Below are 12,882 nucleotides of genomic sequence, written 5' to 3' on the forward strand. Positions count from 1 at the left end.
TATCGTCAATTGTATGGTGTATTGCGAAGACCCATTGGGCAATATTGTCGAGATTTATAGCCACAGCTACGAATTGAAATATTCTGCTGGAGCTTATATGATGTTCGGGCGATCGCATATCAGATCGCATCGATCGAACTTGTGAAAAGTTCGATCGCCCATTGCCTACTTAACAAACAGCCGCCACTCCCAACTCTGTAATCGCCGCCTCCGGGCCCACCAAAGAAATATACGGTTCGATGAAGTATTTCTTAGCAGCATCCCGCGCTTGTGAAGCTGTCACCTGTGCAATTTCTTCTTGAAATTGCTGGTCAAATTTAATTCCCAATCCCAAAATTTCGTACCAGCCTAAAACTTGGGCAATTTGCGAATTAGTTTGTTTTCCTAAAGCATATTGACCGAGCATTTTATTCTTGCAAGCTTGCAATTCTTCCTCGCTTAGTTGGATGCTGGTGAGTCGATCGACTTCTGTACGCAATCCTTCAAAAGCAGTCGTTGTATTTTCCGGCGCCGTACCCATGTACACGACAAACTGAGCCGTGTCCAAGCGCGTCGCGTAGAGCGCGGAAACGTCGTAAGCCAAGCCCCGCTTTTCCCGCAATTCCACAAACAATCGGCTCGACAAACCGTTACCCAAATAAGTATTCAGCAACTTAATCGCTGCATAGTCGGGATTTTTGACAGAGGGTGCGAGGTAGCCCAGCATAATCACTGATTGCTGCGTATCTTGCGCCTTAACGACCGATTGAGGGGAAGGTGATAGGGGGGGTACGGTTAAAGTGGGCAGGGGTGTTAAAGGCGCTTTCCAGTCCCCAAAAGTTCGATCAATCAGGGCGATCGCATCTTCAGTCGAGATTCTGCCGGCTACAGAAATAACTACATTATCGGGACGGAAATAGGTTTTGTGGAACTGTTCGAGCTCGTTTCTGGTGAGCTTTGACATAGTAGCTTCCGTGCCCAAGGGAGAGAAAGCATAGGGATGTTCCTGGTACATCGCGTGCCGCAATTGCTCGAAGGCGATCGCAAATGGCTGTTCTTGTTGGGATCGAATTGCCGATATGGCAATGCGGCGTTCGAGCTCGACTTCAGCTTCCGGGAAATTCGGCGATCGGGTCAATTGCGCCGCCAACTCCAAAATCTCCTCAAAATCTGCAGAAACCGTCTTCAAACTCACTAAAAAATAGTCTGTAGTAGAGTCGGCACTCAACCTCGCTCCCACCGATTCTACACGCTCGGCAATTTCCAGCGAAGACAGCCGATCGGTTCCCTTAGTCATTACCGCCGACAGCAAGTGACACAATCCTGCTTGTTCCGGCTGCACGTAGCGACTGCCGGCCCGCAGGAATATCCTAGCTGCAATAATATCTGCTGCTGGATTTTCTGCTGCTAAGACAACAATACCGTTGTCTAAAACCGTGCGCTGGATTTCATTTTTCATTGAATTCTTTGTTAACTGTTGACTGTTGACTGTTGACTGTTGGCTGTTGACTGTTGGCTGTTAGTCATGATTATTCGTAGGATGGGTAGAGCGTGAGCGTTACCGATCATCCGATTTGAGATTGGCGATTTGAGATTTTAGATTGAGGGACAAATCTCAAATTTCCAATTAATAGACTTGGGTTTCATGTCTCAACCGTTCGGAAAAACTTACCCATAGCTACCCAAATCTAGACTTAGCTGGACATGAGTGATTTTGGTGTTAACTTCCTGTTTCACAGTAGCGATAGCATGGCTGCTATCGGGTTTGTCTACTCCGCAGGCTGACACGGTGGAACTCACCGCCAATTCTGAACGTTCAGGGATAAATATTCCTTCAAACCAACGTTCTATGTTTCTCGCGGCGTTTAAATCACGGTCTTGAATATTTCCACAGTTAGGACATTCAAAGACTCGAACTTTCAATGGCATCTTATGCCGATGATTGCAGCAGCTTGAGCAGATTTGACTGCTAGGAAAGAATCGATCTACAACGGTCAATTTTGAGCTGAACTTTTGGGTTTTATATTCAAGTTGACGCTTAAATTCGTACATTCCACAGTCGGAGATTGCACCAGCTAATTTGTGATTTTTCAAAAATGCTTTAACCTGTAAGTCTTCAATCTTGATCTCGCTGTGGTTTTTGGCGAGATAAGTTGTTAGCTTGTGAATAGCATCTTTTCGGATATGTGATACTTTTAGGTGCAGCTTAGCCAGTTTTGAGACTGCTTTCTTGCGGTTATTGGAACCTTTGACTCGTTTACTGACACGCCGTTGCAGGCGTTTCATTTTACGGCTCATCCGACGATAAGCTTTGGGGTTGGCAAAGGTTTGACCGTTAGAATCAACAGCTAATTCTTTGATGCCGATATCAACACCAACAATGGGACGGTCAGGTGAAGTTGCGGGCTGCTCAATTTCGTACTTAAAAGCAATGAACCATCTGTCGGCTTTTCGACTGATTACGCAGTTGTGGAACGCCGTAATGGGCAATGGTTCGTGCAGCCTAATCCAACCAATCTTAGGTAACTTGATGCGCTTGCCGTCGTTATTGATTCCTGGCTTTGCTTTGGTTCCTTGTTCCAAGTAAAAAGAGTCACCGGACACACCTTTTTTCTTGAATCTAGGCTGTTTAGATACTTTTTTAAAGCATCTATCCCAAGCTGTCCTCAGTTCAGCTAGAGCCTGCTGCGGACTTGCCTTGGAAGATTCGTAATACCAGGGGTGCAGGGGTTTGACCTCGGCTACTAAGCGTTTGTGCAGATCAATCGCAGAAGGAATTTTAACCGTCTTGTCAGTTTCTCTGGCGGTCAAAGTTTCAAGGATGATTGAATTCGCCCAGTTGTAAGCGTGTCTTGCTACTCCGCAATGTTGGCGGAATTTAGTTACCTGCCGATTGTTAGGTTTTAGTTCCGTCTTGAAGCTGAGCAACATTTGCTTTTACCTCATTTTTGCCTTACGGTTATTGTATACGGAATTAATGCGGAATAAGAAAATGCCTAGAAAAAAGATTTACAGCGAGCCTAAGCGTAAGGTCAACCTAAGTCTGACCGAAACTGCTACTAAGTGGCTAGAGGAAAAACGAGTTCAGCTTACCGCAAGCAGTCTTAGTGACGTTATCGAGAGACTCGCTAGAGAGTTACCCAAAAATTCCATCAATGGGTAACTCTGTCCAGGAATTACGTTACAGCTTCAAACCCAACCTAGTTGCTGTTAACAGTGAACAGTCAACAGTGAACAGTGAACAGTCAACTATTATTAGATTGGTTTGAGTACCACGGCTGTATAGCGTCGAGGAGAGAGATATTGTTGAGCTAGGCGCTGGAGGTCTAATGGCCCAAACGCTTTAATCCTGGTGGGATAGCTGAGCGCTAATTCGGCACTGGCGATCGTATTGTAATATCCGTAAAGACCGGCTAGCTGTCCCGGCGTTTCGAGCGAGAAAGCAAAATCGTTGCACAGCAAACGCTTACAGCGCAGCAATTCTACCTCGGAAACAGGCTCAGACTGCAATTGCCAAAGTCGATCGCAAATCCGAGATTCCACCTCTTCGACATCCTTCGCGTCCAAGACTGCACTGATAGTAAATAAACTCGATTCCCGTTGCAGCGAGAAAGTGCTGTCGATCGCCTCTACTAATTGTAATTCTTCCCGCAGTTCCCTGACTAAACGCGAAGTCCGCCCATCTGCGAGCAACACCGACAGCAAATCCAAGCCGCAAGCACTTTGCAAATGTTCAACTCCCGGGCCCGTCCAGGCCATCATCAGGCGCGCTTGTTCCAATCGGGGGAGACAGAGTTCCTGACGGCGAATTTCTATCAGTGGCGGTTCCGCCTCTGCGGTTAATTTGGGACAATCCCACCTGTCCGAAAACTGCTCAAAAGCTTTTCCCGTAATATCTCTGGCCTGTTGTTCATCAATTCCCCCGACTACCACCACAGTCATATTTTCCGGCTGATAGTGGGATCGGTGGAAACAGCGCATTTCGTAGGGAGTTCGCGACATCAGCAGTTCTTCCGTGCCCAATACCGATCGCCTGTAGGGATGTCGCTGGTAAACTGTTTCCATCATGGCTTGGAAACCCAGCCAATCGGGATTGTCTTGAGCTTGACGGATTTCTTCGAGCACCACATCTCGCTCGCGATCGAATTCCCGATCCGGAATCGAAGCCCGCAGCAGCAATTCTGCCAGTGGCTGCGCTGTTTCTGCTAAATAATCCGCCGCAGCGTTGACGAAAAAATGGGCGTAGTCGTGACTTGTAGCTGCGTTGGCGACACCGCCACGATTTTCGATTACTTGGTCAAATTCTCCAGGGGCGATCGAATCCGTCCCTTTAAATATCATGTGTTCTAGAAAATGAGCCATTCCCGACCAAGAATCCGGCTCCAGCGTAGCGCCAGCCCTCACCCACACGTCTAGCGCGACCACCGGTGTGGCCGAAATCCGCTGGTGAATGACCGTTAACCCGTTGTTGAGCTTCCAGACATTTGCTGGGAACTCTAAAGCAGTGAGCAGTTGAGACAAGCTAGTTATTCTTAAACTTTAGTTAACTTCGGCTGCAACTATGGTAGCGCTTTACAGCTCTGCGATCGGGATTAATTGATACAAAAGTCTGTTGACTGTTGACTGTTGACTGTTGACTGTTGACTGTTGACTGTTGACTGTTGACTGTTGACTGTTGACTGTGGGCAGTGGGCAGTGGGCAGTGGGCAGTGGTCAGGAAGTAATTTTTGCTTTTTTTCAAACAACCTTGAGCCTTAATTTATTACCATTTTTTTGCTCAAAAGTCAATAGGTTGCACGGGATATTAATGAATCAGTCGGGAGAAAGAGGATGTTATCAGAATATATCAATAAATTAAGAGATGTAAGAACACTAAAGACCTTAAGAGGAGAAACGACTGATGGTAGCTACCTTAGAAGATACCAAGCGCCAAGCGATCGCGATGAAATTAGCAGACATGAAAGCGCTGCAAAATCTGTTGATCGCCAACGAGCAATTGTTCATCAATTCCTGCAACGACTCCGAACTAGCCCAGCGCTTCCGGGATATGCTCGAGGACGATCGCAAAAACTTGGGCGTATTAGAAACCGTAATCGTTCAATACGGAATTCAAACCGAGCCCAAAGAAACCAGCGCCAAAATGATTGAAGAAGTTCAGAAACTCATGCAAGGTTCTGAACTCACATTGTTTGAAAAAGTCACCCAGCACGAACTGCTCAAACACAAACAAACAATGGCCGGTTTGTTAATTCACAAAGCTGCTCAAGTAGTCGGCGCCGACATCGAAGCTGCCATTACCCCGCTCAACACAGTTAACTTTGAGAACCGCGCTCACCAAGAACAACTCAAAGGAGTTCTCGAAATTTTAGGCGTGCGCGAACTAACCGGCAAAGACCCCGACCAAGGCGTTTGGGCTCGCGTGCAAGATGCAATGGCAGCCATGACAGGCATCATCGGCGGTGCAGTTACCCGCAGCAAAGATGAGATGAACATCACCGAAATCATCTCAATGGATCACCGCAAAACCGATACCCTATTTATGGAAATCGCAAGCACCGACGATCCTCAAAAACTGCAAGAATTCTTCGGTCAACTTTACAAAGACCTCAGCGTTCACGCAGAAGCAGAAGAACAAGTTGTTTATCCCGCAGTTCGCAGCTACTACGGCAATACTCAAGAACTGTACAGCGAGCAAGCAGAAATGAAGCAGATGCTTGCCCAAATTAAGGCTCTCAACCCTAGTTCTTCTGATTTCAAAGACCAAATCAAACAGCTCCAAACAGCGGTTAAAGATCACATTCGACAAGAAGAAAACGATATGTTCCCTCACATTCGCCGCAACTTGAGCGAAGCACAAATGGAACAAATGGCTACTCAATTCAAAGCAGCCAAAAGCACTATCCAGCAAGAAATGGCTAACCTGAGCTAATTCAGCAGCAAGCTAATTGTAGCTCTAGCTGAGCTCAAAACTAGCTAAACTGCAACCTATCAATCCCGCTACCCACGTAGCGGGATTACTGTTTTTTTGAAAGACAATTTTAAAAAATAAATATATTATTTATTTGTAGGGGCGGGTTTCACGAAAGATACAGCATATTCCATGTATATGCGGTACACACAATCTTGTCGTAAGTAAGGTGCGTCGCCACCAGTCAATCTGCAAGTTTCATTAAACATGAGCAGCGACGCACCCTACATAACAATGTACCAACAATTAAGGCGGATACTGTACTTCATGAACCACCGAATATGCTGTATTTTGGGAAATTCATAATATAAATAAACCCGCCCCCCGATTTGTAGAGGGCGGGTTTATTTAGATTATGAATTACATCAAAGATTTTCGGTAAAACCCGCCCCTACGAGCATTGGAAGCAAGAAGATTTTAGCCGTTAATCACAGATCCTCCGTTGGGATGCAAAATTTGACCCGTCATGTAAGACGAATCTTTGGAAGCTAAAAACACGTAACTGGGGGCCACTTCATCGGGTTGACCGGCGCGTCCCAAGGCTGTGTCTGCACCAAATTTCTCCACTTTTTCTTCAGGGAAAGTTGCAGGAATTAGAGGCGTCCAAATCGGGCCGGGGGCGACTCCGTTGACGCGAATTCCTTTCTCAGCTAAACTTTGAGACAAAGAGCGAGTAAAGGCAACAATTGCTCCTTTTGTGGAGGAGTAATCTAGCAATTGTTGATTGCCTTTGTAGGCGGTGACTGAGGTAGTGTTGATAATTGCACTTCCTTCTTGGAGGTGTTTGAGAGCGGCTTTTGTGAGGTAAAACATTGAGAAAATGTTGGTACGGAAGGTGCGCTCTAATTGTTCGGCGGTGATGTCTTCAATGCTTTCTTGGGGATGTTGTTCGGCGGCGTTGTTGACGAGGATGTCGAGGCGGCCGAATTCTTTCACTGTTTGTTCTACAAGGTTTTGACAGACGCTTTCATCGCCGATGTCGCCGGCGATCGCAATACAGCGTCGGCCTTGTTGTTCGATCGCCTCTTTGGTCTTTTTGGCATCATCATCTTCGTTAAGATAGCTGATGACTACGTTAGCGCCTTCCTTGGCAAAGGCGATCGCCACTGCACGCCCGATACCGCTGTCTCCGCCAGTAATTAAGGCTACTTTGTCCCGCAATTTGTCGCTACCGCGATATCCCTCCGCGAAGGATTGAGGTTGCGGGGTCATCTCGGATTCAATACCGGGTTGCTGTTCTTGATGTTGAGCCGGATTAATCTTCTGTTCGGTTGGCATAAAAAATTCCTCTAACTTCTACCTCTATAAATAAAGGTTTTCTGTAACTAGGGAATCGCTCTTTTTGCCGATCGCGCTCTACCACTAAAGACAGTAATTAAAGAGATAAATAAACCCCCCTTCCGAACTCATGATTGTGGCGGGCTGGTTTATATAAATTGTGAGTTTTCCTCAAAGATTGTCGGTAAAACCCGCCCCTAGGAGCATCGGGATATATGTGTTGTAGAGGCGGGTTTCACGAAAAATATTTCCGGTAATTAAAGAAATCGATAAACCCGCCCCGCGAGCCTCTAATTATTGTCAAAACAGCAAAAAGCACGCCAAAACATGATTTGACGTGCAGTTTAAACAAGCTAGTTGCTAATTGCTGAGTCTCAAACTAGAGACCTAACTTAAGATTAAAGCAGCGAATTCGTAGTAGGCTTAGGAGGAACGACGAACAATGATTCATCACGCTTCTGAGCTTCTAAAAACGGTAGGATCGCAGCCTGTGCCCCCTCTTCCCACTTCTTGCCATTAACAACATTAGCCGCACCAGCATTATCAAGTACGATCGAGTTGTTAACAGAGGGACCAGATGGAGCAACCGAGCCGCCGTCGAGCAGAGGATCGGTACCAGTTGCCCGGTTCGGAGATTCACCAGTCACCGGATCGGTATTATCCATATCCTGGATGCTACTTAGTCTTACTATTCCCGATGGGTCTGGGGTCGTCACAGATGTCGTAGGCACTGTGTTAGGGCCCGGCACGTCAAAGCTAACCGGGTTGGGCCCAGTTGGGATGGGGAAATTGTTGGTAACGCCCGCAGTATTAAAAACTTCCAAAACCGAGTAGCTGGCTGGAGACAAATTATTAAACCGAGCAATACCAGCAGCATCAGTTCTCACCAGCGGTTCTGTTGCAGCATCGTAGCGACCGTTGCCGTTGAAATCCAAAGTGAAGGGCACATCGGCCAGGGGCGGTTCGTTTCCGTTGCGTATACCGTTGCGGTCGTCATCTCGGAATTTAGGAACCAAGAGGTCATAGCGACGAGAGTTACCCACCAAAGCACAAGTAAAGGTTTGATTCGCACCGAGAACAATATCCAGCGGTTGAGTCGTTTTGAAGAAGCCCGAAGGTAATACTTCCCGAACGCTGTAATTGCCAGGGCGCAAATTGGTGAATGCAAAGGTACCAAACTGATCGGTAATAGAAGTGGGCTCTGTTGCTTGCAACACACCGTCACCATTGGTATCGATAGCAATGGTGACACCAGCAATAGCTGGTTCATTGCCATCTCGATAACCGTTTAGGTTGAAGTCCTCAAACTTGCACCCGGTGATATTGCTGTTGCGTGTGTTGGCAAAGGTAACGTTGGCGTCCTGAGTGTTCAGGGTAACATCAACGCGATCGGGAGTAGAAGGCGAGAAATTCGGCGGTACCACTTCTCGGACGACATAGTTGCCCGGTGACAAGTTGGTAAAGGCAGCTCTTCCCTGCTCATTTGTGCTCAGTTGCTGTTCTCCAGTGTCAGGAGTGCCGTTATTGTTGGTGTCCAGGAAGACACTGATACCCCTAATTGGCGCTTCACCCTGATTTGGTTCGTAGCGACCGTTGGCATTCAAGTCGTTGTATTTGAAGACATTGATGAGTGGTAGAGTGTTGCCCACACCTGCATTATTGCCAATACCCTCAGTAGCTCCAACCGGAGAAAAGGTAAGTGATGGTGAGGGGTTGGGGGCTGGTAAAGTTGTAACTGGCGCAGCAAAAATCGGCCGCTCACCAGTGGTGGCGATCGCTCTTTCACCGGCTTGTTGAACGCCGTCGCGGTTGGTGTCTACGAATTTAGGGTCGTTGGGTTTCAGCGTGTAGGTTGAGTCTGCTACTAGGAGCGGTTGCTCTTTGCTGATGGTACCCTGGAATCGCGCCTGCGGCCCTGGTGCCGAAACCAGAGCGGGGTTTGGAGTGGTTGCTACTGGAGCATTGAGGTTTCCTGGGGCACCGCCACCTACTTCTGCAGGCAGTACACCTGGAAAAATTTCCAAGACTCTGTAATTGCCAGCTCGCAAATCCTTGAAGGTAACGACTCCGTTCGCATCTGTGATGGCTATCGGTTCGGAGCCTGCTCCATCCCAGCGACCGTTCCCGTTCACATCTAAAATAAACGGTACTCGGGCAATGGGGGGTTCCAAGAGTCCATTAACAAGATTTCGCAAGCCGTTGCGGTCTTGGTCTCGAAACTTGTTAACTTCAATTTGATAGAGCGGAGTATCGCCAACTTGAGCGCAGGCAAATGTTTGACCTGCTGCTACTGTCACGTCCAGTACGGGAACGTTGCCGGGGGGAGTGCTTTGGGGAAAATCGTTTGTTTCTAAGGGTTCGGCGTTTGGAGGGTTATCGTTAACTTCTAGTCCGGTAACAGAACTAATCTGTCGTCTGATCCGTTCTTCCCGAATCTTGTAGGTTCCGGGTGCTACGTTGAACGACCATGCACCATTTTTGTCTGTTAAGGTGTTCTGTTCCCCTGCATCGCGTTGACCGTTGCCATTTGAATCAATATATATCCTGACATTTTTAATCCCCGGTTCATTCCCATCTCGGAAGCCGTCGGCATCTATGTCTAAATATTTGCATCCAACGATTCGGCTGCCTACATCGACTGGGCCGTTGCCAAAGAAAACGTTGACATTTCTGTTGCCAAGGGTGACAGCTAGGGGGTTGGGAGTAGTAGGGGTTAAACCAGGAGGTATTGCCGTTTCCGTGAGTACGTAATTGCCGGGGACAAGATTTATGAATGAGAACGCGCCGTTAGCGTCCGTCGTGGTTCGTAGCCCGGCATTTACTCCGGGTGATACTGTTGTGCTACCTGTTGCTGTTGCTGTTTGGATGAGAATGGGGACATTCGCCAGACCTGGTTCATTTGCCTGTCTGATGCCATCCCGGTTCTGGTCAAAGAACTTGATGCCTAAAATTGCCGGGCCAGCATTCCCAACCACAACTGGCTGTAATTGCTGGGCAATCCGCTCTTCCTTAGTTTCTGTCATGATTTCTCTCCTTCACACCTAAATCCACGTAAATTACAGACTACTGTATGGGTTGTAACTTGCTGAGTAGTTTTTACTAATAGCTGACAACCGCTACTCGATTTTACATACGTCTGCACTTGAGGTAATGTTCCCATCTCACACAACAATGCCTCAAGCTTTGTCGCTGGCAAGTATATCAGGTTTTGAAGAACCCTGGCAATTTGAGGGCAACATCTTCAGGATTTGCACGCCTTCTCTGTCCGTACATACTTGCTGTTTCGAGCTTTAAAAAGCCTAAGACTGACTTCTCCCCCCTGATATCAAGTCCGGCTGCATTGTTCTTGTTCGTCCTGGTTCGCTGTCCTAGGCGATCGCCTCCTCTGGGATTGCCAATGACAGATATCCCAGCATCGATCGATCTACCGGACTTGATATGACTTGCTTTGCCTGGAAATACGCCGATCGGGTTTGGGGGAATTACCTGATAGTTTCTCACTGACAGAGATGCTACTGCCTCTGAATATTGCACCCAATATACAAGCCAGCTTCGGAGTTGCCGGAACTTAGGCTTGAGTGTTGGAGGTTGCCAACAATAGGGTATCACGCGATCGCCCTTTAACCTCTTCCTGATTTTTATCTGCGGTTTGGGATTCCGGGCGATCGAGCGAATGTGTCACCCTACATAACCCCGAAATCTCTCGCGCCCATCGGCACAAACGAGTGAGCGATCGCCCCTTTAATTAATTCATTTTTATTGACAAATTCACCGACTTGTGCATAAGTATCCAGACCGACATTCTGTGGCCCAATGTTAGGAATATTGCCTAAATTGGCAACAGGTCGATCGACCAAAAAATCACTAATTCGATAACTATCACGAGCCTCGCTCAAAAGCAAGCTATCCGCCCCCATATTACCCGCAGTTTCGGGCCAGGTATAGTTGCTGGCATCCGTCAGCAGGTCGCCCTTCAAGGATTTAGCCGACCAACCCTCAGCATCTGGCATCACCAAATCGATGCTGCTAGCCCGAATATCTGCGGAGACAACAACCACCGCAGGTGGAGTCGTTGGAATGAAACCGGGCGGCGGAACTTCGCGGACAACATAACTACCTACAGGAACGTTACGGAAACTGTAATTGCCCTGAACGTCGCTTAAGGTACTCGCTTCGCCCGGATCTAAACTGCTGTTGTTGTTGAGGTCGATGTAAATCTGAGTGTTGGCGATCGGCGGTTCCCCCGGATCTAGGCGGCCGTTAGCGTTAAAATCGTTAAATTTCACACCGCTGATCGTGCCAGTCACCAACACGTTACCAAAGCTGAGATTAGTGGCATTTGTGCCGTTACCCACGGTAATGGGAGTCGGATTAGGCGTGGTTTGTCGAAAACCGGGCTGCGGGACTTCCCTCACCACATAAGTCCCTGGAGGCAAATTGATAAAAGAGAAATTACCTTGGGGGTTTGTTAAAGTCGAAGGTTCGTTGGGGTCTCGGCCGCCGTTGTTGTTGAAATCAAGGTAAATCGGCCAGTTGGCAACTCTCGGTTCCGTCGGTTCGTTGATACCGTTACCGTTGAGGTCGTTGAACTTGAAGCCGCTGATGCTGCCGGTAGGAAAATTGTTGCCGAAATTGACGCCGACAACATTGGTATTGCCAGTTATGTCGATCGGGCCTGGATTTGGCGTAGTCTGTACCCATCCCGGTTGCTGGACTTCCCTCACCAAATACCGGCCGGGAGAAACATTGGCAAAAGTGTAGTTGCCTTGGGGGTTTGTGATGGTGTTGGGTTCGCCGGGCTCAAAGCTGCCGTTGCCGTTGAGGTCGATGTAAATTGGCCAGTTAGCCAGAGGCGGGTCTGTCGCATCTCTGACGCTGTTGGCATTGAGGTCGTTGTATTTGAGACCGCTGATGCTGCCGACAAAAAAGACATTGCCAAAATTGATGTTGTTGACAGTCGCGTTGGAAGTAACGTTAACCGGGCCGGGGTCAGGCGTGGTTTGGCGAAAACCCGGTTGCTGGACTTCTCTGACCAAATATGTACCTGCGGGAATATTGACAAAAGCGTAATTGCCCTGAGCGTTTGTCAAAGTAACCGGTTCGCCACCGTCGAGCCTGTTGTTGCGGTTGAGGTCGAGGTAAATTTGCCAGTTAGCTAGCCCTTGTTCCCCAGGATCTCGGCTGCTGTTGTTGTTGATGTCGTTGAATTTTGTCCCTGCGATCGTCCCTGCGTTAAAGTTGTTGCCAAAATTGATATTGCCAGCATTTGTGCCGCTGGTAATCGTGATGGGTGCGGGATTTGGGGTAGTTTGGCGAAAGTTCGGCTGCTGGACTTCCCTAACTTGGTAAGTTCCCGGCGGCAGGTTGGCGAAGATGTAGTTGCCTTGCGGGTTTGTGAGGGTGGAAGGTTCGTTAAACTCAGGCTGGCCGTTGTTGTTGAGGTCGAGGTAGATTTGCCAGTTGGGAATGGGGAATTCTCCAGGATCTGGGCGGCCGTTGGCGTTGAGGTCGTTGTATTTGGTGCCGCTGATGCTGCCGACTTGGAAGTTCCCGATGTTGACGTTGCCGATGTCTATTTGGCTGGCGGTTATGGATTCGGACATGGTGTTGCTGGGGCCCAATGAACGCGGTTCAATGTTTTCTGTAGGGCAATCTAG

At 48.1% G+C, this 12,882-nt stretch carries 8 protein-coding genes; 1 reads left to right on the forward strand and 7 read right to left on the reverse strand.

Annotated elements, in window-relative coordinates; all coding sequences use genetic code 11:
- Window positions 1–169: 169 nt before the first annotated feature.
- The 3 genes from QT990_RS14050 to QT990_RS14060 form a co-directional block, all read right to left on the reverse strand.
- The gene (locus tag QT990_RS14050; RefSeq protein ID WP_333139391.1) at window positions 170–1,438 is read right to left on the reverse strand and encodes a pitrilysin family protein; all 1,269 of its coding nucleotides are present in this window, start codon (window positions 1,436–1,438) and stop codon (window positions 170–172) included.
- A 209-nt stretch (window positions 1,439–1,647) separates the two neighbouring features.
- Window positions 1,648–2,910 (reverse strand): RNA-guided endonuclease TnpB family protein, encoded by a 1,263-nt coding sequence (locus QT990_RS14055; protein ID WP_333139389.1) that lies wholly within the window; start codon window positions 2,908–2,910, stop codon window positions 1,648–1,650.
- A gap of 324 nt (window positions 2,911–3,234) precedes the next feature.
- The gene (locus QT990_RS14060; protein WP_333139385.1) at window positions 3,235–4,500 is read right to left on the reverse strand and encodes a pitrilysin family protein; all 1,266 of its coding nucleotides are present in this window, start codon (window positions 4,498–4,500) and stop codon (window positions 3,235–3,237) included.
- Between the two features lie 379 nt (window positions 4,501–4,879).
- On the opposite strand from QT990_RS14060, the gene QT990_RS14065 reads away from it, so the two are divergent.
- Complete coding sequence (locus QT990_RS14065) at window positions 4,880–5,908, forward strand: hemerythrin domain-containing protein (RefSeq protein ID WP_333145193.1); 1,029 nt, start codon at window positions 4,880–4,882, stop codon at window positions 5,906–5,908.
- Window positions 5,909–6,364: 456 nt separating this feature from the next.
- Here the strand turns inward: QT990_RS14065 and QT990_RS14070 are convergent, their stop codons facing one another.
- The 4 genes from QT990_RS14070 to QT990_RS14085 all read right to left on the reverse strand — a co-directional run bounded on the left by QT990_RS14070 (window position 6,365) and on the right by QT990_RS14085 (window position 12,828).
- A complete protein-coding gene (locus QT990_RS14070) occupies window positions 6,365–7,225 on the reverse strand; it encodes an SDR family oxidoreductase (RefSeq protein ID WP_333145192.1) in 861 nt (286 codons plus the stop codon).
- Window positions 7,226–7,623: 398 nt separating this feature from the next.
- Entirely contained in the window at window positions 7,624–10,248 is a 2,625-nt protein-coding gene (locus QT990_RS14075; protein WP_333145191.1) for an SdrD B-like domain-containing protein, read from the reverse strand.
- A 178-nt stretch (window positions 10,249–10,426) separates the two neighbouring features.
- The gene (locus QT990_RS14080) at window positions 10,427–10,759 is read right to left on the reverse strand and encodes a hypothetical protein (protein ID WP_333465350.1); all 333 of its coding nucleotides are present in this window, start codon (window positions 10,757–10,759) and stop codon (window positions 10,427–10,429) included.
- Window positions 10,760–10,908: 149 nt separating this feature from the next.
- Window positions 10,909–12,828: an SdrD B-like domain-containing protein gene (locus QT990_RS14085; RefSeq protein ID WP_333145189.1), complete on the reverse strand. Its 1,920-nt coding sequence runs from the start codon at window positions 12,826–12,828 to the stop codon at window positions 10,909–10,911.
- Between the last annotated feature and the right edge of the window lie 54 nt (window positions 12,829–12,882).

The organism is Microcoleus sp. T3_B1, assembly GCF_036700445.1.
Classification (GTDB): Bacteria; Cyanobacteriota; Cyanobacteriia; order Cyanobacteriales; family Microcoleaceae; genus Microcoleus.

What these genes read in the sequence shown, in the direction of transcription:
- QT990_RS14050 (WP_333139391.1), bottom strand. Translation starts at nt 1,438, where the DNA reads ATGAAAAATGAAATCCAGCGCACGGTTTTAGACAACGGTATTGTTGTC.
- QT990_RS14055 (WP_333139389.1), bottom strand. Translation starts at nt 2,910, where the DNA reads ATGTTGCTCAGCTTCAAGACGGAACTAAAACCTAACAATCGGCAGGTA.
- QT990_RS14065 (WP_333145193.1), top strand. Translation starts at nt 4,880, where the DNA reads ATGGTAGCTACCTTAGAAGATACCAAGCGCCAAGCGATCGCGATGAAA.
- QT990_RS14070 (WP_333145192.1), bottom strand. Translation starts at nt 7,225, where the DNA reads ATGCCAACCGAACAGAAGATTAATCCGGCTCAACATCAAGAACAGCAA.
- QT990_RS14075 (WP_333145191.1), bottom strand. Translation starts at nt 10,248, where the DNA reads ATGACAGAAACTAAGGAAGAGCGGATTGCCCAGCAATTACAGCCAGTT.
- QT990_RS14085 (WP_333145189.1), bottom strand. Translation starts at nt 12,828, where the DNA reads ATGTCCGAATCCATAACCGCCAGCCAAATAGACATCGGCAACGTCAAC.